This window comes from Cohnella herbarum, from assembly GCF_012849095.1.
GTDB classification, from domain to species: Bacteria; Bacillota; Bacilli; order Paenibacillales; family Paenibacillaceae; genus Cohnella; species Cohnella herbarum.
The window spans coordinates 3,934,051-3,957,408 of sequence record NZ_CP051680.1 but is presented as its reverse complement, the minus strand read 5'-3'; the positions used below and the strand labels follow the sequence as shown (position 1 = coordinate 3,957,408).

The 23,358-nt window shown below is 52.9% G+C and carries 7 protein-coding genes and 1 pseudogene; 6 read left to right on the top strand and 2 right to left on the bottom strand.

The annotated features are described in order from the left end of the window. The first annotated feature begins 342 nt into the window (after positions 1 to 342). The 5 genes from HH215_RS16995 (at position 343) to HH215_RS16975 (ending at position 18,547) form a co-directional block, all read left to right on the top strand. Positions 343 to 7,269: an S-layer homology domain-containing protein gene (locus HH215_RS16995; RefSeq protein WP_169280993.1), complete on the top strand. Its 6,927-nt coding sequence runs from the start codon at positions 343 to 345 to the stop codon at positions 7,267 to 7,269. Positions 7,270 to 7,587: 318 nt separating this feature from the next. Then, positions 7,588 to 8,043 (top strand): response regulator transcription factor, encoded by a 456-nt coding sequence (locus HH215_RS36875; protein ID WP_169280992.1) that lies wholly within the window; start codon positions 7,588 to 7,590, stop codon positions 8,041 to 8,043. A gap of 339 nt (positions 8,044 to 8,382) precedes the next feature. Further along, entirely contained in the window at positions 8,383 to 9,525 is a 1,143-nt protein-coding gene (locus HH215_RS16985; RefSeq protein WP_169280991.1) for a response regulator, read from the top strand. Further along, the gene (locus tag HH215_RS16980; protein ID WP_254450513.1) at positions 9,522 to 12,650 is read left to right on the top strand and encodes a hybrid sensor histidine kinase/response regulator; all 3,129 of its coding nucleotides are present in this window, start codon (positions 9,522 to 9,524) and stop codon (positions 12,648 to 12,650) included. The genes HH215_RS16985 and HH215_RS16980 overlap by 4 nt, the downstream gene beginning before the upstream one ends. Positions 12,651 to 12,838: 188 nt before the next feature. Then, positions 12,839 to 18,547 carry an InlB B-repeat-containing protein gene (locus HH215_RS16975; protein WP_169280990.1) on the top strand — a complete coding sequence of 1,903 codons (5,709 nt, stop codon included), beginning with the start codon at positions 12,839 to 12,841 and terminating at the stop codon, positions 18,545 to 18,547. Between the two features lie 74 nt (positions 18,548 to 18,621). Here the strand turns inward: HH215_RS16975 and HH215_RS16970 are convergent, their stop codons facing one another. Further along, positions 18,622 to 22,116 (bottom strand): S-layer homology domain-containing protein, encoded by a 3,495-nt coding sequence (locus HH215_RS16970; RefSeq protein WP_169280989.1) that lies wholly within the window; start codon positions 22,114 to 22,116, stop codon positions 18,622 to 18,624. Positions 22,117 to 22,326: 210 nt separating this feature from the next. Continuing rightward, positions 22,327 to 22,582: pseudogene (locus HH215_RS36415) on the bottom strand (WYL domain-containing protein); the annotation flags it as partial. 108 nt (positions 22,583 to 22,690) lie between these two features. Between HH215_RS36415 and HH215_RS16960 the strand changes: the two are divergent. Continuing rightward, entirely contained in the window at positions 22,691 to 23,155 is a 465-nt protein-coding gene (locus HH215_RS16960) for a VOC family protein (protein ID WP_169280988.1), read from the top strand. Positions 23,156 to 23,358: the final 203 nt, after the last annotated feature.

Sequence of the window (23,358 nt, the reverse complement as noted above, 5' to 3'; positions counted from 1 at the left end):
CACAGTGTTTACTGGAACTATTGTGTAGCACGAGGCTATGCAAATCCGATCGAACGCCGTTGGCTATAGATGCTTCGGAGGCGGAATGGGAGAGCTTCTTACCTCCCAGGTTCTGCCTCTTTTTTATACTGCAAAATTACTTTCGCGTCGGTTGAACCTTATCAAACTGACCGAATTTTCCGGTTCTTGCTCAAGGTATTAAAGATACTCCTTTATAGGTATAGAGTAATTCATGGATTTGCTTTACTTTAGGGGTTAAAACGTCGTTTTTACTTGTACAGATATAGGGGGCAGTCGAGTCGTATTTGATCGCTATTCAAACATTATGGAGGATAAATAAAAATGAAAGAAGTACGAAAACGCATTTTCATCCTATTGCTGGCGGCGTCGCTCGTTTTCCCCATGTTGTCTAAGCCCGCACTGGCGGAGGAACAAGCGATCATCAACGAAGCTCCCGACCCGGATATCGCTATTTTGCAGGCAGCCAGGGAAGCGGTGGAGAATACGGCGTATCCCGCAGCCAAACAGGAGGAACAAGGCACGGAAGCAGCCGTAAAAAGCTACGTGGAACAACAGGTGAAGCAAGCGGCGAATAACGACGCGATTGACCTCGCCATCCACGTTGACGAATACACGGCGCCGAAGGCGGGTGACGCGGACTACCCGGATGGAACCGACGGCGAGGTAGCGTTTACCGTCACGTTGACCAAGGGAGCGCAGGTGCAAAGTACCACCCGGCTGACGCTGGCGATTACGGCGGCGCCGTATTCCGGCGTTTCCAATCAGCAGGTGCTAGACGAGGCCAAGCGGCTGTTGCTGGAGGAAGAGCATACGATCGATGTGCCGTTAGGCACAACCTGGACCGAGATAGCAACGATATTAGTGATAAATTATTATACAGATTTGCTCGTTGATTTCGACTTGTCCTATCTGTTCATTATGCCTAAATATCCCAACCCCGAGACGCAAACCACGGATGTTGAGATCACTATAGAAAAAGGACAATTAACGGAACGAATGACCGCAAGCCTCTCCATTAATGAGGAGCGCGACCCGGACCTGGCTACGGCCAAGACAGCGGCGGAGAACGCCGACTATCGGGGCATCACGCAAGCGATGTATGACAATCGATCTCATCTTTCATTTATTCAAAATCGGGCCCGGGCCGCGATCAAAAACAGCGGCATCGTGACGGACCGACTTATTGTCGGCAGCGTGAAAGAGCGGGGCTACGTTCCGTCGATAACGGGCGATGCCGCCAACCCGAACGGTACGGATGGCAGCTTTAGCTTTACCGTAACGTTTTACAGAGCATGGCAGGTCTGGACGACCGAGCAGGTGACGGTTCCTATCGTAGCCACGTCCTTCCGTGAAGTTAATGAGCAGGCCATGGCAGCGGTCAAGGCGGCTTTGGTGGACGGAGAGGTCGATGTCGCTTTCGGGGCTTCGCAGGCCGTTAAAACAGCGGCCGTGCAAAGCTATGTAGACCGCCTGTTGGCCGGTGATCCCAAAGTAACGGCAACCGTCGCCTACAACAGCGGCACGGGCGGTTATGATGTGGCCCTAGTCAGGGGGAACGTAAGCGACAGCAAGAGCCTGACGATGACGGTGAAGGAATCGGCCGACCCGGACATCGCCATTGTGTCGGCAGCCAAGGCAGCGGCAGAAGGGGCAAGTTATTCCGGCACCACGCAGGCTGCGCACGGCGATGAGGCTGCCGCGAAGAGCTATGTCGAGAATCAGGCGAGAGCAGCTGTCAATAACAGCACGGTTACGGTCACGGTCACCAAGGTTAGCTACATCGCGCCGATCGCGGGCGACGGCGACAATCTGAACGGCACGGACGGCAGCTATGCCTTCACCGTCACGGTGGCTAAAGGCTTGCAGAGCCAAACGACGGCGCAACAAACCATTGTTATCGCCGCAACGGCCTTTAACGGCGTGCCCAACGCGCAGGCGGTGGCTGCGGCCAAGGCGGCTTTGGCGGACGGAGAGGTCGATGTCGCTTTTGAGCCCTCGCAGGCCGACAAAACAGCGGCCGTACAAAGCTATGTAAACGGCTTGCTGGTCGGCGATGCCGCAGGGGTAACGGCGATTGTTACCTTTAACGGCGTTAGCGGCAAGTACGATGTTACGTTGTCCAAGGGAAGCGTAAATGACAGCAAGAGTCTTTCCATGACGTTTAACGAATCGGCCGACCCGGATATCGCTATTTTGCAGGCAGCCAGGGAAGCGGTGGAGAATACGGCGTATCCCGCAGCCAAACAGGAGGAACAAGGCACGGAAGCAGCCGTAAAAAGCTACGTGGAACAACAGGTGAAGCAAGCGGCGAATAACGACGCGATTGACCTCGCCATCCACGTTGACGAGTATACGGCGGCGAAGGCGGGCGACGCGGACTACCCGGAAGGAACCGACGGCCAGGTGGCGTTTACCGTCACGTTGACCAAGGGAGCGCAGGTGCAAAGTACCACCCGGCTGACGCTGGCGATTACGGCAACGCCGTATTCCGGCGTTTCCAATCAGCAGGTGCTAGACGAGGCCAAGCGGCTGTTGCTGGAGGAAGAGCATACGATCGATGTGCCGTTAGGCACGACCTGGACCGAGATAGCAACGATAATAGTGATGAATTATTATACAGATTTGCTCGTTGATTTCGACTTGTCCTATCTGTTCGTCATGCCTAAATATCCCAACCCCGAGACGCAAACGACGGATGTTGATATCACTATAGAAAAAGGACAATTAACGGAACGAATGACCGCAAGCCTCTCCATTAATGAGGAGCGCGACCCGGACTTGGCTACGGCCAAGACAGCGGCGGAGAACGCCGACTATCGGGGCATCACGCAAGCGATGTATGACAATCGATCTCATCTTTCATTTATTCAAAATCGGGCCCGGGCCGCGATCAAAAACAGCGGTATCGTGACGGACCGACTTATTGTCGGCAGCGTGAAAGAGCGGGGCTACGTTCCGTCGATAACGGGCGATGCCGCCAACCCGAACGGTACGGATGGCAGCTTTAGCTTTACCGTAACGTTTTACAGAGCATGGCAGGTCTGGACGACCGAGCAGGTGACGGTTCCTATCGTAGCCACGTCCTTCCGTGAAGTTAATGAGCAGGCCATGGCAGCGGTCAAGGCGGCTTTGGTGGACGGAGAGGTCGATGTCGCTTTCGGGGCTTCGCAGGCCGTTAAAACAGCGGCCGTGCAAAGCTATGTAGACCGCCTGTTGGCCGGTGATCCCAAAGTAACGGCAACCGTCGCCTACAACAGCGGCACGGGCGGTTATGATGTGGCCCTAGTCAGGGGGAACGTAAGCGACAGCAAGAGCCTGACGATGACGGTGAAGGAATCGGCCGACCCGGACATCGCTATTGTGTCGGCAGCCAAGGCAGCGGCAGAAGGCGCAAGTTATTCCGGCACCACGCAGGCTGCGCACGGCGATGAGGCTGCCGCGAAGAGCTATGTCGAGAATCAGGCGAGAGCAGCTGTCAATAACAGCGCGGTTACGGTCACGGCCACCAAGGTTAGCTACATCGCGCCGATCGCGGGCGACGGCGACAATCTGAACGGCACGGACGGCAGCTATGCCTTCACCGTCACGGTGGCTAAAGGCTTGCAGAGCCAAACGACGGCGCAACAAACCATTGTTATCGCCGCAACGGCCTTTAACGGCGTGCCCAATGTGCAGGCGGTGGCGGCGGGCAAGGCGGCTATGGTGGATGGAATCGTCGATGTCGTCTTTCAGCCCTCGCAGGCCGACAAAACCGCGGCGGTACAAAGCTATGTGAATAGTCTGCTGGTCGGCGATGCCGCAGGGGTAACGGCGATTGTTACCTTTAACGGCGTTAGCGGCAAGTACGATGTTACGTTGTCCAAGGGAAGCGTAAATGACAGCAAGAGTCTTTCCATGACGTTTAACGAATCGGCCGACCCGGATATCGCTATTTTGCAGGCAGCCAGGGAAGCGGTGGAGAATACGGCGTATCCCGCAGCCAAACAGGAGGAACAAGGCACGGAAGCAGCCGTGAAAAGCTACGTGGAACAACAGGTGAAGCAAGCGGCGAATAACGACGCGATTGACCTCGCCATCCACGTTGACGAGTATACGGCGCCGAAGGCGGGCGACGCGGACTACCCGGAAGGAACCGACGGCCAGGTGGCGTTTACCGTCACGTTGACCAAGGGAGCGCAGGTGCAAAGCACCGCCCGTCTGACGCTGGCGATTACGGCAACGCCGTATTCCGGCGTTTCCAATCAGCAGGTGCTAGACGAGGCCAAGCGGCTGTTGCTGGAGGAAGAGCATACGATCGATGTGCCGTTAGGCACGACCTGGACCGAGATAGCAACGATAATAGTGATGAATTATTATACAGATTTGCTCGTTGATTTCGACTTGTCCTATCTGTTCGTCATGCCTAAATATCCCAACCCCGAGACGCAAACGACGGATGTTGATATCACTATAGAAAAAGGACAATTAACGGAACGAATGACCGCAAGCCTCTCCATTAATGAGGAGCGCGACCCGGACTTGGCTACGGCCAAGACAGCGGCGGAGAACGCCGACTATCGGGGCATCACGCAAGCGATGTATGACAATCGATCTCATCTTTCATTTATTCAAAATCGGGCCCGGGCCGCGATCAAAAACAGCGGCATCGTGACGGACCGACTTATTGTCGGCAGCGTGAAAGAGCGGGGCTACGTTCCGTCGATAACGGGCGATGCCGCCAACCCGAACGGTACGGATGGCAGCTTTAGCTTTACCGTAACGTTTTACAGAGCATGGCAGGTATGGAAGACCGAGCAGGTGACGGTTCCCATCCAGGCGACGCCTTACGATGGACTTTCCAACGCTCAGGCTGTGGCTGCAGCGAAGACGGCTTTAGCAGACGGTACAATTGATGTCGCTTTCGGAGCATCGCAGGCCGACAAAACAGCAGCCGTACAAAGTTATGTAAATGGCTTGCTTATCGGCGATGCCGCAGGGGTGGCAGCGACCGTCGCTTATAACAGCGTTAGCGGCAAGTACGATGTTGTACTTTCTAAAGGAAGCGCGAGCGACAGCAAGAGCCTGACGATGACGGTGAAGGAATCGGCCGACCCGGATATCGCTATTGTTGCCGTGGCAAAAACAGCGGCCGAGGGCGCAAGCTACAGCGGTATGACACAGGCGGAAGCGGTCAACGAATCGGTTATTGCGGCGGCACTGAAAGCCACTGCCGAAGCAGCGGTCAACAACAACGCTGTTATGGTCACGGTCACCAAGGTTAGCTACATCGCGCCGATCGCGGGCGACGGCGACAATCTGAACGGCACGGACGGCAGCTATGCCTTCACCGTCACGGTGGCTAAAGGCTTGCAAAGCCAAACGACGGCGCAACAAACCATTGTTATCGCCGCAACGGCCTTTAACGGGGTGCCCAACGCGCAGGCGGTGGCTGCGGCCAAGGCGGCTTTGGCGGACGGAGAGGTCGATGTCGCTTTCGGAGCATCGCAGGCCGACAAAACAGCGGCCGTACAAAGCTATGTAAACGGCTTGCTGGTCGGCGATGCCGCAGGGGTAACGGCGATTGTTACCTTTAACAGCGTTAGCGGCAAGTACGATGTTACGTTGTCCAAGGGAAGCGTAAATGACAGCAAGAGTCTTTCCATGACGTTTAACGAATCGGCCGACCCGGATATCGCCATTGTGTCGGCAGCCAAGGCAGCGGCGGAAGGTGCAAGCTACCCTGATGCCGCACAGGCAGCGTATGGCGATGAAGCTGCTGTAAAGAACTATGTTGAAATTCAGGCGAGAAGAGCGATCAACGACAGCGGCGTTACGGTCACGATCACCAAGTTCGGCTACACCGCGCCAATTGCGGGAGATGCCGACAACCCGCAAAGCGTAGACGGCAGCTATACCTTCACCGTCACGGTGGCAAAAGGCCAGCGGAGTCAGACTACCGCGCGGATAACGATTGCCATCATCGCAACGGCTTATAACGGCATGACCAATGCGCAGGCCGTAGCAGCGGCCAAGGCGGCATTGGTAGACGGATCGGTCGATGTCGCTTTCGGAGCTTCTCAGGCCGACAAAACAGCGGCCGTACAAAACTATGTAAACGGCCTGCTGGTCGGCGATGCGGCAGGAGTAACAACGACTGTTACCTACAACAGCGGCACAGGCAACTATGAGGTTACGCTGTCCAAGGGAAGCGCAAATGATAGCAAGAGCCTGACGATGACGTTAAACGAATCGGCCGACCCGGATATCGCGATTGTCGCGGCGGCCAAAAGAGCGGCAGAAGGCGCAAGCTTCGGCAGTTTGACTCAATCGGCGGCCAGTAGCGAATCGGTCATCGCGGCGTCAGTGAAAGCCACGGCTGAAGCAGCGGTCAGGAACGGCGACGTTGCGGTCACGATCAATAAAGTCAGTTACACTGCGCCGATAGCCGGAACCTCCGCTAATCGAAGCGGAACAGACGGTAATTACGTATTTACCGTCACCGTGACAAAAGGGGCGCAGAGCCAAACCACCGGGCAAATCAGAGTAAGCATTGCCGCCACTGCTGATACAAGCGGCGGTAATCCTGGCGGTGGTACTCCAGATGGCAGCACGCCCGGCGGCACCGCACCAGGCGGCACCGCACCAGGCGGCAACACGCCTGGAAGCAGCACGCCTGGAGGCAGCGCACCTAGTGGCGGCACATCCGGCGGCGGCACTTCCTTTGCGGATGTTAACAAGTCCGACTGGTTCTTTGACGCAGTAGCCTATGTCCAGCACAACGGCTTGATGTCAGGAACCAGCGAAACGACCTTTAGCCCCCTTTTGACGGCCGACCGTGCCATGATCGCAACCGTGTTATATCGCATGGCTGGCAACCCGCATGTGACCGGAGAAAGCACGTTCACTGATGTACCTTCCGGCAAGTGGTATACGAATGCCATCAAATGGGCGACGCAGAGCAGCATTGCGAGTGGTTATAGCAACAAACGATTTGGCATCGATGACGCAGTGACCCGCGAGCAGCTTGTCGCCTTGTTGTATCGCTACGCACAGCATAAAAACCTTAATATTACAGTGTCGGGTGATCTGTCCGACTTTGCAGACAAGGATAAAATTTCAGATTGGGCGACGGAATCTATGAAGTGGGCGATCGGAAAAGGTATCATCTCCGGTAACGTCAATGGAATGCTTGATCCGTCCGGTACGGCTAGCCGTGCGGAAATTGCAGCGATACTGATGCGATTTTTGATTGGTCAAGATCCCATGTAGCGGACATTTATGAACACCTGACAGCAAACTGTCGTCGGTACTACGCTGAAAAGAGATTTCCATGAGCGAGGTTAAATATCTATTTAATTATGCGCGAGATGGATATGGTGTGTTGACTATGCTTATTCCTCACATGCGAAGCGCATGGTGTCAACATATCGTATCGTTAAAACAAAGCCTAGTCCTCATCTATTCAGAGGACTAGGCTTTGTTTTCCCAAAAAAACGATTAAGATTTGCTGGTATTTTACTAAGTTTACGTTGTCTAGAACTACTACTCATAATTGTGGATTCAATGTGGTAAGGCCACAGTCCGTATATGGCGGAGCACCGTCCGCAATCAGCCTTATGCATGCCCGTCGCCATTCACGGGTCGGCGGTTGGTGTGCTTTATTTGGAGAATTACGCCGCTGCAAGCTTTGTGTCCGAGGATCGTATCCATATTCTTCATGCGATGGCGTCTCAAGGCGTGTACATTTGCGAATTGCTGCGATCGTTAAGCGGAATGGATGGGGGATCGGATATTAGCGAGGAACTGGATGCGGAGAAGAGCGGAGACAAGACGCCGGCTGCGATGGAAGAACCGCTCACGGACCGCGAGATGGAGGTGCTGGCGTTGCTGGCGGCAGGGCTGTCCAACAAAGAAATTGCCGAGCGATTATTCGTGGCTGTCGGCACAGTTAAGGTACATGTCAAAAACATTTTTACGAAATTAAAGGTTAACCGTCGCACGAAAGCAATCGCCCAGGCAAAAGAGCTCCATTTGCTGGACTAGTACCCTTTTAACTCGCAATTGTTGTATCATCACCTAGACAAGGGCTCCCGGGCAAACAACGTGCGCGCGAAGCCTTTTTTCGCTTATCCTTATCTTTGACATCCCTACCCCCGTTGTCTATAATTGGGACTATGAAAACCGACCACGACGAAGAAGCTTTTCGCCGGCAGCGAAGAGTTCAGCGGTTCATCCCCGCTAAGGTCCGTCATAACGTTGATCAAACCCTTCTATGGACAGGGTTTTTCTTGTTTATTTAGATTTTTTCACAGCCCTACTTATTCCATCTCGTGCGAAGCTCGCTTTTTCGGAAACCGAACAGCCTGCAAGGAGGATACCTAGGTGAGAGTTCTATTGGTAGACGATGAACCATTGGCTTTGATAGGGCTTCGAATGGCAATAGAAGACGAATTCGGCGATATGGAAGTCGTAGCTGCGTATTCGAATCCGACAGAGGTCGTTACGGGAGTAATGGAGCATTGTCCGGACGTCGTATTCCTGGACATCCATATGCCCGAGATAGACGGGCTGCAGCTCGCCAGACAGCTTCAAGCGGTCGCCCAGGGGATTGAGATCGTATTTATTACCAGCTACGACCAGTATGCAATCCGCGCTTTCGAGCTATATGCTTTGGACTATATCATGAAGCCGGTAGAAAGACAGCGTTTGATCCAGACCGTTATGCGCGTCAAAGAAAAGCTGAATTGGAAAAATTCGATGAAACCGCCGAGGTCGGACGCTTCCTGGATTTGCTGTTTTGACCGAATCCGGTTTCGGCATCCCGGAATGGAGTCGCAACCCGTGAAGTGGCGAACGAGCAGGGCGCAAGAGTTGTTTGCTTATCTGCTCCATCATAGAAATCGAATGGTTAGCCGAAGCGCGCTGCTTGAACTGTTATGGCAAGATAACGAAGAGCCGACATTAATGCAGCTTCTCTATACGGAGATTTACCATGTTCGTCAAACCTTAAAGCGACATAAGATGGACATGATCTCTATTTATGCCGGAGAGCTGGAGGCTGGATATCGGCTGGATATCGGCGATGCGCGAGTGGATACGGAGGCGTGGGAACACGCCGTGAAGCAGATGGGACATCTCGATGCGAGCACGGTTGGCGCTTATGAACGCGTACTGCTCGCTTATGAGGGCGGGTATCTGGGGCAATATGAATATCTTTGGGCGGAACACGAACGGGAACGTCTGCGATTGTTATGGCTATATAATATGAACAAAGTAAGCGAGTTTTACGAACGGCACGGAATGCCGGACAAGGCTATTCAAGTCAATAGGCGCGCTCAGGACTTGTATCCGGAAGAGGAAGGCTGCTATTTCGCTCTTATGAAATTGTACGACGCCATCGGCAATAAAATAGAAGTGGAGGAACAATACTTGCTTCTTCAAACGAGGTTGCAAAAAGAGTTGGAGCTGCCGATCAGCGCCCACGTCGCTCGCTGGTATGAACAGTGGAAGCTGAGTACAGCATGAAACGGCCCATGGGGCTTTTTGCGCCTTATCGGCGTTTTTTTCTCGTCCTTGCGATTATTGTCGTGCTCTTCGGACTTCGATCGGCGTGGAACGAATTTTTTTCGATGGACAAGTCGTTTCAGGCGATAGACGGAATCGTCGACTTGCGCGGAACGGACCTTAAGGCCTCTTCTCCGTTAACGTTGGATGGACAATGGGAGTGGTATCCCGATCGGCTATTGACCGAGCAACAAATTCAGGAGAAAGAGCCTGTCTCGCGCAGCATTCAGGTGCCGGGTAAATGGAGAGCGGCGTTAAATTCCGACACTAATCATGCCTATGGTTACGGAACGTATAGGCTTCGTATTCTGACCGATCCGCTTGAACAGCCTGTTGCGTTCTGGTTCAAAGGGATTCAAACCTCCTCGGAAGTCGAGATCAACGGCAACATTCTGGGGGGAGCCGGGCACGTTGCCCAGACGGCAAGCGAATATATGCCTAGCCATACTTCGTATAGTCTTTCTTACGCGGATAAGGGCGTAACGGAGATCGATCTGCTCATTCGCGTGGCGAACTTCGACGCTCCGTTCTCTGGAGGGATTACGCGTTCCGTGCGATTCGGCTCGGAGACGGCGATCGAGGATAGCAGCTCGATCTCGCTCCTCTTTCAGTCATTGACCGTGGGTATTTTGCTGTTGCACGGTTTGTATTCTTGCATCGTTTATTTGCACAGACGCAAAGACCCGTCTCTGTTGTTTACGGGCTTGGTCTTTTTGTGCGCTGGCGTTTCGATATCGAGCGGGTTTGACAAATCTCTGTTTACTTGGCTGCCTGTCGACTATATATGGGCCATCAAGATCAGGCCCATTGCGTTGCTGTGGAAAAATCTATTTTTACTGCTTGTCTACATGAAGTTTGCAGGGATGGCATGGCGTGGCAGAGGGTTACGAGTCTACATCGCCGTGCTTGCAGGGCTGACGGGGATCCTCATGGTTGCGCCTGCATCGGTCGTGAACAGCGTGTTGGATTTAAATATTTTCCTTGCGGTTTACTTGCTGTCGTATGTGTGGTTTATCGGGATCGTGTTCAAGGCGGCATTCAAGAAGCAAGCCGATAAGAATGCGAATTGGTTGCTAGTTGCCGCGATCGGTACGGTATCTAATATGGCGTGGGTCATGGTAGACAGTTTCACGGAAGTGACGAGCGTCTATTATCCGATCGACATCTCTTTTGCCGTCATCGCGTTTTCAACCCATTTGTTCAAACAATATTCACGCAACGCCGATGAGATTCGCGAATTATACGAGCAGTTGAAGATTGCCGACAAAATGAAAGACCGGTTTCTCGCCAACACCTCGCATGAATTGCGCACGCCGCTGCACGGCATTATGAATATCGCTGGGAACCTCTACGACAGAGAGAAGGATAATCTCACGGAGGGAAGTCGCCAAGAGATGGAGCTGCTTGGTACCATCAGTCGGCGCATGTCTTATCTTCTCGATGATTTGCTTGACGTCGTACGGTTACGGGATCATCGCATAAACTTGCAGTTGGAGCCGCTTCGTGCCCAAGCGATTGTACCCGGCGTTATCGCGATGCTTCAATATATGGCGGAAAGCAAGCCGATTCGGTTGCAAACGAACATAGCGGAATCGTTGCCGCCCGTGATGGCGGACGAGAAACGTTTTGTACAAATCTTATACAACTTGTTGCATAATGCGTTGAAGTATACGGAGCAGGGATCAATCATTTTATCTGCCGAAGTCCGGAACGGGCAAGTTGTAATTGAGGTTGCCGATACCGGCATTGGCATGGATGAAGAGACGCAGGCGCGAATCTTCGCGCCTTACGAACAAGGGGAAGATGGAATCAGCGACGGTAGAGGAATCGGGCTAGGTCTTAGCATCTGTAAGCAATTGGTCGAATTGCACGGCGGCGAGCTGTCGGTTGAATCGGGGTTAGGCATGGGCTCGACATTCCGCGTAACTCTTCCATTGGCGGATGAGAATGCGGAATCGCCAGCTAGACAGATTCGACTTGCGGAGCGGGAAGCGGCAACGGCGGTGCAACCGTACGAGGGCTTACGGGCGGAAGGGCGAGAGATAGACGGCAAATCCGTACGCGACGCGATTCCGCCGTTGCTTCATGGCGATCCTATTCGCATATTGGCGGTTGACGACGATCCGATCAATCTGAAAGTACTCGTCGGTATACTGGAGGCGGAGCCCTATCGGATCGTAACGGCGCATTCCGGGCAAGAGGCGTTGCAATTGCTGGAGCAGCAATCGTGGGATCTCCTGATTACCGATGTGATGATGCCCGGAATGTCCGGTTACCAACTGACGCAGAGAGTGAGAGCGCGTTACCCCCTTTCGGAGCTGCCCGTGTTATTGATGACCGCGCGTAGCCAGACGGCCGACATTTACACGGGCTTCTCGGCGGGAGCGAACGATTATGTGACCAAGCCCGCGGATGCGTTGGAGCTTCGGTACCGGATTCGCTCGTTGATCGCGCTCAAGCGGTCGATCCATGATCGGTTGCGAATGGAAGCCGCGTATTTGCAAGCGCAAATTCAGCCGCATTTTCTATTTAATACGCTCAACGCGCTAATGGTACTTAGCGAGATCGATACGAAGAGGATGCGTAAGCTGGGCGAAGCGTTTACCTCCTTCATGCGGATCAGCTTCGATTATTTGAATACAGGGGAGAAGGTCGAGCTCGCTCACGAGCTTGCTCTGGTAGAAGCTTATCTGCATATCGAGAAGGAGCGATTCAGCGACAAACTGGATGTCGTTCAGGAAGTCGAGAAAGGCGTTCGCGTGCGGCTTCCGCCGCTGTCGATCCAGCCGCTGGTCGAGAATGCCGTTAAGCACGGTCTCTTGGGCAAGGCGATCGGCGGCACGGTCCGGCTTAGAGTCGCTCGAGTGGAAGAGGGCGTTCTGATCGAGGTCAAGGATAACGGCGTTGGCATGTCACCGGTTATGATCGAGAAGCTGCTGAGTGCTTCTATGCAAGAGCAGGGCGGCATCGGCATCGCCAATACGAATCGCCGATTGATTCAGCTGCATGGCAGCGGGCTGCGAATCGAGAGCCAGCCAGGTGAAGGAACGACGGTGACCTTCATCGTTCCCACGAGACGCGCGTAGCTAGAATGATAAGAATAAAGCTTAAATAGACAAAGGCCGCTCTACGAGATAAGGACTGAATCGATCAGATCCCAGCTCGCGGAGCGGTCTTTTTGTTGGAAGGGCTGCGACTGTATAGGGGTTGTATAGTTTGGTTTGATAATCTGTTACACGAGTCGACAAAAACTTTAGAAAAGGGAGAAAAATAAATGGTAGCGAACAAATTCAAAAGCGGGTCCTTGTATCTCCTCCTCCTCTGTCTGCTAATGGCCGTAGTGGTTCCGGCGCCGCAGTCGGCTTCGGCGGATACGGGTTTGGGCGCCTTGGCTGCGGGAGACGAACCCGGGGCAGTCGCGGTGAATCCGGTGACGAACAAAATATATGTCGCCAATGCCGGCAGCAACAACGTGACGGTCATTGACGGCGCGACTAACGCGACAACGTCGGTAACGACGGGAAACGCACCTACCGCAATTGCGGTGAATGCCGCAACGAACAAAATTTATGTCGCCAATCGGGATAGCGGCAGCGTGACGGTCATTGACGGCGCGACCAACGCGACGGCGATGGTACCGACGGAAAACAGTCCGGTTGCAGTCGCGGTGAACCCGGTGACGAACAAAATTTATGTCGCCAATTGGGGGAGCGACAACGTGACGGTCATTGACGGAGCGACCAACGCGACGAAGACGGTATCTGTGGGAGCCGCTTCCGGTGTAATCGGCGTGAATCCGGTGACGAACAAAATCTATGTCGCCAATCAGATCCACGAGGTGGTGGTCATTAACGGCGTGGACGATACGGTGCTGACGACGCTAGAACCGTTTGGGCCGATCTTCACGGCTACCGTAATCGCGGTGAATCCGGTGACGAACACCATCTACTTAGACAATATGTACGTAGGCAGCGTGGCGGTCATTAACGGCGCGGACGATACCCTGACGACAACGGTAATGCTAGCACCCGGTGTTGACTCTCTATCCGCAATCTCGGTAAATCCGGTGACGAACCAAATTTATATTGCCGATAGGTACGGCAACAATGTGACGGTTATGGACGGCGCGAGCAATACGGTGACGAAGACGATCGGGGTGGGCAGTTACCCGACTGCGATTACCTTGAATTCAGCGACGAACAAAATCTATGTCGCCAACAGGGACAGCGATAACGTGACGGTCATTGACGGCGCGAGTAATACGGCGACTCAGACGTTAGCCGCAGGAGACGGACCTGGCGCAGTCGCGGCGAACCCGGTGACGAACAAAGTTTATGCCGCCAATGCGTACAGCGACAACGTGACGGTCATTGACGGAGCGAGCAACAAGATGACGCAGGTATCAGGGGGAGGAGACCTTGATGATGGCATTGCGGTGAACCCGGTGACGAACAAAATCTATGTCACTAATTCATACAATGAAATCGTGACCGTCATGGACGGCTCGACCAACACGATAACGACAGTACCGTTACCGACAGGAGGCGATCACAATGCAGTCGCGGTGAATGCGGTGACGAACAAAATCTATGTCGCCAATAAAGGGGACGGCAGCAGCAATGGTTCCATAACTGTTATTGACGGCGCGACCAACGCGACGGAGACATTCCCGGCAGGCATAAGTCCCAATGCCATTGCCGTGAATGCTGTGACGAACAAAATTTATGTCGCCAATCAGCAAAGCGACTCCGTGACGGTCATCGACGGTGCGAACAACACGACGATAGAGGTAGGGGTGGGCGATTTTCCCGTTGCGATCGCGGTGAATGCGGTGACGAACAAAATCTATGTCGCCAATAAAAATAACGACAAAGTGACGGTTATTGAAGGAGCGAGCAACACGACGACAGAGGTAGGGGTGGGCGACTTTCCCGTTGCGATCGCGGTGAATGCAGTGACGAACAAAATCTATGTCGCCAATCAGGGTAGCCATAATGTGACGGTCATTGACGGAGCGAGCAACGCGACGGAGCAGATTGCAGCAGATGCGGGTCCGACTGCAGTCGCGGTAAATCCGATGACGAACAAAATCTATGTCTCCACGCAGCCCGGCAACAAAGTGACGGTTATTAACGGCGCGACCAAAGCGACGACGTCAATAGCGGTCGAATTGTCTCCTGCTGCAATCGCGGTGAATCCGGTAGTCAACCGAATCTATGTCGGTAGTAACATAAGTAATGACGTAACGATCATCGACGGCACGACTAACACGACGACGAAGATATCGTCGGCAGGAATGAGCCGTGCGATCGCGGTGAATCCGGTAACGAACAAAGTCTATGTCTCCAATTTTAACAACAGCAAAGTATCGGTTGTCGATGCCGCCGGGCGTACGATGAATCCGGTGAGCGTGCACGTTGCACCGTTGCCAAGAGATATTTCTTACGGTTCGAGCGCAACGTTTTCTTTTCAAGTGTCGAACACGTACAACCCTTATCCATCCGTTGTGCAGAGCGTTTACTATCAACTCGATACAGCGGAAGGAACATGGGTTTCCGCAAATGCTGCCGGCAGCGATTGGACGGGAACCTTGAACTCGTTAACGCCCGGTGAACATGTGATTTATGCGTTAGCGTTGGAAGCCCAAGAGGGTGGAGTTCCGGCGGGAGTAGCGGCAGCTTATTCCTTCACCGTCGTGCCCGACAACGCGATCAACCCGCCGAGCGTGAGCTTCGACAAGTACGACGGATCGGCGTCGAACGCGGACGTGACGACGACGTTGGCGCTGCATTACAATACGCTTAACGGCATATCCAATGGCGGTTCGACACTGGTAGAAAACCAGGACTACACGGTAGCGGGCAATACGGTCACGATTGCAAAAGCGTACTTGGCGACACAGCCGGTGGGTCCGACGCCGACGACGCTGACGCTTGCGTTCAGCGCCGGATCGGCGCAGACGCTGACGATCGCGGTGAGCGATACGACGCCGACGACGTACTCCGTCGCGTACGACGGCAATAATTCCGACGGAGGCACGGCTCCGACGGAGACGAATAAGGCGTCTGGAGTGACCTTTGCGGCGAAATCGAACACGTTCACGAGAACAGGATACACGTTTACGGGATGGAATACGCAGACGGACGGCGGCGGAACGCCGTATGCAGAAGGCGCAACGGTGACGATGCCATCCGGCGCGTTAACGCTGTACGCACAGTGGACGGCGATCCCGACATACGCCGTCACGTACGACGGCAATGATTCCGACGGAGGCACGGCTCCGACGGAGACGAATAAGGCGTCGGGTGTCACCTTTGCGGCGAAAGCGAACACGTTCACGAGAACAGGCTACACGTTTGCGGGATGGAACACGCAGGCGGACGGCGGCGGAACGCCGTATGCAGAAGGCGCAACGGTGACGATGCCATCCGGCGCGTTAACGTTGTACGCACAGTGGACGGCAATCCCGACATACGCCGTCACGTACGACGGCAATGATTCCGACGGAGGTACGGCGCCGACGGAGACGAATAAGGCGTCTGGAATGTCCTTTGCGGCGAAAGCGAACACGTTCACGAGAACAGGCTACACGTTTGCGGAATGGAACACGCAGGCGGACGGCGGAGGAACGCCGTATGCAGAAGGCGCAACGGTGACGATGCCATCCAGTGCGTTAACGCTGTACGCGCAGTGGACGGCAATCCCGACATACGCCGTCACTTACGACGGCAATGATTCCGACGGAGGCACGGCTCCGACGGAGACGAATAAGGCGTCGGGAGCGACCTTTGCGGCGAAAGCGAACACGTTCACGAGAACAGGCTACACGTTTGCGGGATGGAACACGCAGGCGGACGGCGGCGGAACGCCGTATGCAGAAGGCGCAACGGTGACGATGCCATCCGGCGCGTTAACGCTGTACGCACAGTGGACGGCAATCCCGACGTACGCCGTCACGTACGACGGCAATGATTCCGACGGAGGTACGGCGCCGACGGAGACGAATAAGGCGTCGGGTGTCACCTTTGCGGCGAAAGCGAACACGTTCACGAGAACAGGCTACACGTTTGCGGAATGGAACACGCAGGCGGACGGCGGAGGAACGCCGTATGCAGAAGGCGCAACGGTGACGATGCCATCCAGCGCGTTAACGCTGTATGCGCAGTGGACGGCAATCCCGACATACGTCGTCACGTACGACGGCAATGATTCCGACGGAGGCACGGCTCCGACGGAGACGAATAAGGCGTCGGGTGTCACCTTTGCGGCGAAAGCGAACACGTTCACGAGAACAGGCTACACGTTTGCGGGATGGAATACGCAAGAGGACGGCGGCGGTACGGCGTATGCGGTAGGAGATACGGTGACGATGCCATCCGGCGCGTTAACGCTGTATGCGCAGTGGACGCAGGATACGTACGCGATTAGCCCGTTGACGAACGTGACGATGAACATACTGACAGCAGGTTATGCATCGGGAGCGCAGGAAACGAAAACAATGACCGTGACGCGGACGGGCACGGGCGACTTGACGAGCTTGGCGACGACGCTGAGCGGGGCTAATGCGATCAGCTTTACGATTACACAGCCAGCAGCGACGACGCTAAATAGCGGGACGCCGTCCACGACTTTTACGGTAAAACCAAACGACGGACTTGCCGCAGGAACCTATATGGCAACGGTAACGGTATCGGCGACCGGCATGACGCCGGTGACCTTTACGGTGACGCAGGTTGTCAACAGCGCCGGAGGCGGCAGTTCAACCTCTTCGGCTTCTCCGGATACGACGGCCGATTTGTTTATCGACAAGAACGGCGTACCGCGTAACCCGAATACGATCGATACGACGAAACCGTCCGTCACGCTGCAAGTGAATCCGAAAGACGGCGTAGCTTATGTCAGCATCCCGGCCAGCTTGTTAAGCAGATTTGCGGACAAGAACGCAACCTTTTTCATCGAAATACAGACGCCTTACGGCAGCTACCGAGTACCGGTCAATCTGGCTTCCCTCATTCCGGGGCTGCAGGATTTGCTTGCCGCTAACAAATTGAATGCCGAGGAGATCAGCTTCAAGATTACGCTGACCGACAAATCCGGTGACGCGGACATCCGGGCGGCATTCGGAAGCGGCTTGCCGAACGGTAAGGTTATAGGCGCCATTGTGGATTTCGGCATCGAGATCATCAGTACCAAGACAAAGCAACCGATCGGTACGGCGGACAAATTCAGCAAGGCAATGGTAAGAATGATTCCGATGCCTAAGGAAATGACCGAACTGCCGGAGCTTTGGGGCGCGTTCCGCTATAACGAAACGACGAAACAATTCGAGTTTGTCCCTGCGCGCAAGGTGCAAATCGACGGGATCTGGTATACGATGATAAGCTCCTCTTCGAATAGCGTGTACGTCGTGGCCGACAACGCGATCAGCTTTGCCGATATGCAGGAGCATTGGGGTAAACAGTATGTGGACAGGGCTGTTGCGAAAGGGCTTGTCGAGGGAGTCGGCGACGGGCGGTACGTTCCCGGACAAGCCGTGACAAGAGCAGAGTTCGCCGCTATGCTGGTCAGAGCTCTGGGACATGGCACATCGGTTGGCAGCACGGCAATCTATGACGATGTACAGCCCGGGGCGTGGTATTTCGGCGAAGTGGCTGCAGCCAAGGCGCTTGGACTGCTGGATTTTGCCGGCGGTAGCCGATTAAACCCGAATAAGCCGCTGACGCGCGAAGAAATGGCAAGTATGCTTGCGGCGGCGGTTCATCCGGAGAAGCTTACGATCACGGGGGAAGAAATTAGTCTGGACAAGTACAAGGACAGCGGCAGCGTGGACGCGGCCTATCTGGAGGATGTTCGCCTGATGGTCAAGCTTCGCATTATGGAAGGCGTGGGAGCCAATACGTTCAAACCAAAGGATACAACGACACGCGCAGAGGCGGCGGTCGTGTTTATCAGAACGCTGCAAGTCTTAGATATGATAGATTAATTTTCCTCGGCATATGCAACAAAAAAAACGCCCTGTCCCTGCAAGAGGACAAGGCGTTTTACTGTATGACCCGACTAGATCAAATCCGATTTTTGCAGCAAGCGTTTAACGATCAAGGCAACCTCGGCTCTGGTCATATATTCGTTCGGAGCCAGCTTTGTGTCGCTTTTTCCCGATACGATGCCAGACTGTATTGTGTCGGCGATGCCGCTCTGCGCCCAACCGGATGCTATTGCCGCATCTGCATACGGATTTAGAATCTTGTCGATCGATTGATTGGATAGCCTAGCTTTTAATCCAGTGATCGTCATCGCTTTAGCGATGATGACCATGGCTTCTTCGCGAGTAATCTTGGCATTCGGCTGGAAACTGCCGTCCTTCAAGCCGTTGACCAAACGATACGAATAAGCGGCACTAATCGCGCCGTTATACCAGTCGGAAGCTTTTACGTCCTTGAAAGGAGCGGCTTCGTTTTCCGGCTTAATTCCCAATCCGCGAACGAGAATAGCTACGAATTCGGCGCGAGTGATATCCGAATCCGGACTGAAAGAACCGTCCCCTTTGCCGTCGATGACCATGCGGGAACCCAAATCGTTGACTGCGTTTTTAGCCCAATGCTTAACAACATCGCTAAATTCTATTGGATGCCAAATGATCGAGTAGGCGCTATTGCTCAAACTATTCACTTTTGCATAATATTTGCCGTAAATAAAGACGATTTTGGTAGGGACGTGACGAACTGTTCCGTCCGCTTCGACAACAACGCCTGTCGTAATTTTCGTAGGATCAACGCCGTCCGGAATTGCAATCGTGCGTTCAACATAGGCGCTGAACTTGGATACGACAACCGTTTTACCTTCATGTATTGCCTTAATCGTAAATTCAATCGGCGGTACGACAAGGACGAAGCTTCCTTTATCTGCTGTATTCTCCACCGCTTTTACGGCATTGGCGGTCGGTTCGGCAATTTCGATCCGCACCCTGATATCTTTCAGGGGAATCGATCTACCAATCTGATCGGAAATAGAGCTAATGTTAATTTGTTGAACAGGGACTGTGTACGCCGTTTGATTCGTTTTAATTTCCAGGACCGCTTGCTTAGTTTCCATGTTTTGAATCATTTGACCATTCAGTTCGCCTACGACGACATCGGACTCGGCGGTGACCGGAATGATGACAGTCGCTCCCGGACCTTCCGTAGCGAGCTTGTCCTCCAACTTTTTCTGGTCGATGGTTACCGTAATTACGGATTGTCCATTAACTTTGGATGTCGTTGCAGTTCCCGCGCGCTCCGCTTTACCGTTAACGAGCACATCCACGCTGGTTGTCGTGGAACTTGAATTTTCGTTCGAAGTGTTGCTGCTGCCGGGTGGCGATGTCGGGACGGTTGCCGTGACAGCCGAGGTCAATCCGCTCTCCACGGCCGATCCCGTAGTCGTGCCGGTCTTAGCGATCGGCGTCACTTCGAAGCTAATGTGCTTTCCAAGATCTGCGGCACGTAAGGTATAGGAGGTCGACGATGCTCCCGAGATTGCAGTCTTGTTCGTCCCGAGCGCATCGTCGGATCGATACCACTTGAATGAGCTCGTACCTTCCGCATCCGAGTTCGCATCGCTATAGGTGTATCTTCCGGTTAAGGTTGAGCCAACCTGAGCCGTCCCCAAGATTCTTACATGGAGCGCTTTCGGTGCGACCTGTCCGATAGCAATGCCGGACGTGTCTCCAACATTATTAAGCGTCAGATTGGCTTGGATTCCGCCTCCATCTTTACCTATTAAAGTTCCTCCGTTGGGAAGCAAGGAACTTCCTAGGGTGATGTCATCGGTATCTAGGTCAGAAGCTTTCACCACGTATTTGAATGTCAGGACATTGCTACGTGTACCGCCTATGTAAATCGCCTCAACCGCGTTACTGCCGATCATAACTGGCAAAATAGGAGGTTTTGTATATGCCCGCACCACCTCCGAGAAATGAACCTTAAAGAGCAATTCACCGCCCTCATTATAAACCTTTGCCTCAGGCACTTCGACCGACGTGATCGTCGGAGCCGAAGCGTTTAGACTGATCTGGACAAACGGCTTACCGTCAATGCTCGCCTGACTGGCATTGCCTCCAATATCGACAATCGATCCGTTTGTGCTGTCAATCAGCCCTAATGCGTCTATAAAGACGTCTCTATCCGTATCTTGAACGGTATAGCGGAATACGAGATCGGTCGACTCTAAGCCCGACACATCGGACACATATACAGCCTGAACTACGGAACGGGTACCAGACATTAACGACAAACTCGGAGTACCCGTAACCTGCACGGGCTCCGTGAAGCGAAGCCTGTACTCGAAGCTTTCTCCCGTCACGTAGTTCCGATTGGTTGGAGTGAAAAAGAAATGCTGTACTTTGGGAAGGACGGCATCGACCCGCACGTCCGAAAGCGCAAGCTTGTAAACGGCGATAGGCATCGGAGTCGATACACTCGAGTCGTTTATACTTCCGCCTTGGATGGCGTTGCCGACCCTTACACCGTGAAGAGCTTCATCCCCGCTCTGAACAATATACCGGAATGTAACCTCGTTCCCGGATACGTCGGCAACCGTTGCTTGCCGTACTGTCGGTTCTTGTGTCGTTCCGAAAAACAAAGGAAGATAAGGCTCGCCGGTTACAGTCACATTCTGATTATAATGGAATACGAAATCCAAGATCTTGCCTTCATTATAATAGCCGTTAGTAGGAATGATCTCCGTTACGGGGGATGCTCCACCGGCATTTACTTGTACGCCGGTAAGAACTGTAACCATTCCATTCGGGAAAACCGGATTGATCGAATTATGCGCGGCATCCTCAATCACGCCTCCATACATCTTTACTTCATTGTCGATCGTAATCCCGTTGAAATCTTGAAGTCCGGCTTCGACGCTATATTGAAATACAATCTGATTAGGCCCATTTGATACATACTCTGCGCGTACTTCCGTTCCACCGATGTTGAGACTGAGATAGGGCTTACCATATAGGGTGTTAACGACAATATTCTCAGAGAATGATAAAGTGAAGGAGAGAGGTTCGGTTGCAACATACGTATTATCAAGGGGATAACTAACGGATAGAATACTCGGAACGACCGTATCTATTTTAATAGGGGTATTCAGTATCGATGCGCCGCTTGGACCAAAGCCGCTGCCGAGATCGGCGGCCTCTGCAGTAGAATTCGTGATGGAGGCGCCATTTAATTGAATGGGGCCTAAGACCTGAATGCCGTCCGCATCGTTATCGCCCGGTTGAATCCTGTAAGAAAACGACAAATACATCGAAGAGCCAGGCACAGACTTATAAAATGCTTGCCGCATCGTCCCGCCAACATCGAGCATTAAGCTAGGCGTTCCGCCCGTCACGTTCACATTCTCATTGAATACTACGGTGAATTCAAGCACTTCTCCGGCTTTATACGTTTTGACCAGAGGCAAGTTCAGACCTGTAGTCGTTGGTGATGCTGCTTTAACTTGATTCACCGCAAGCGATGTCGTAAAGAGTAAAAACACAAGTAGTGCTGCGGTCATCTTTTTCAGTGCCACGAGGGTGCCTCCTAATATTTCTCATAATTCTGTCTAGAATATATCATTATTCTTTAACAGTAAATAGAAATTTCGGATAAGGAAATCCTCCCGATAGGGTTCGGGCGCAAACAGAAGATCGTACCAAAGCTGCTTATGGAACATAAGAACGGGACGCTTCAATAGCATCACGTTAATCGTAACTATAGTTCTCCATCATTTTATTTATATGATACTCTTTCGACCGTACCTTTCGAATTGATCTTTAATGCTAGGAGCGATCAACGCCCGAATGGCGAATAGCCTCGGCTGATAGCTTGACAGAATCCTTTCAGATACCAGCTCGTTTCGCTGAAATGAAGTTGATCGGTTCGACGATTCTGTTTGTCGCAGTGCCATCTTTATCCATATATTCGAATGAAACCAATCTTCGATTGAGGATGGATTCTTGAAATGTTTTCAAAAGTTGAAGAATCTCGGACCGACCCGCCATAGTCGCCCTCTCTTTTTTACCACTTTATCTCCGAAAGGTGACAATAAGATGTCACCTTTTATAAATTATACTACAGGTATCACAAGAAGGAGGTAGTGCTTTATGCCAGCTATTGCTTATTTAAACTTTGACGGGATTACAGAACAAGCGATTGAATTTTATTCGAAGGCATTGAATGCAACCGAAGTAAAAAAAGTGAAATTTAAAGATTTTCCACAAGATCCGAACTATCTACTGCCGGAAAACGAGTTGAATATGATCATGGAGTCTTCCATCGAATTCGCGGGAGGGAAGATCATGATGTCGGATCTGCTGCCTTCCATGAAGAGCGTAACAGGCGAGCTGGTGAAAGGAAACAACGTATGGATTAGTTTAGTTATCGAAAATAAACAAAAATTGGAGCAATATTTTACTCATTTATCTGTTGGCGGCTACGTGATAATGCCATTATCCGAGACTCCTTGGTCTTCGTGCTTTGGCATGCTGGTGGATAAATTCGGGATATCCTGGAAATTTAATCGCGATGCTTATAAGTTTCTTGATGAAGTGATTTCCAACAAACTTTAAGTCATTCAAGCCCCGTAATTCTGGGGACTATTAGGTTGTTAGATCAAACAGGGGCGGCTATTCATAGTCGTCCTTTGTTGTACGCCTACCTTTCTCGCTATCCAAATAATAAGCTTTAGAAAATGAAGGCAAAATTGCCCCCGTAAAGGATAAGACTGCCTCGTAGGAACTTTATTGCAACACTCGTATGATTAGATAGTCCA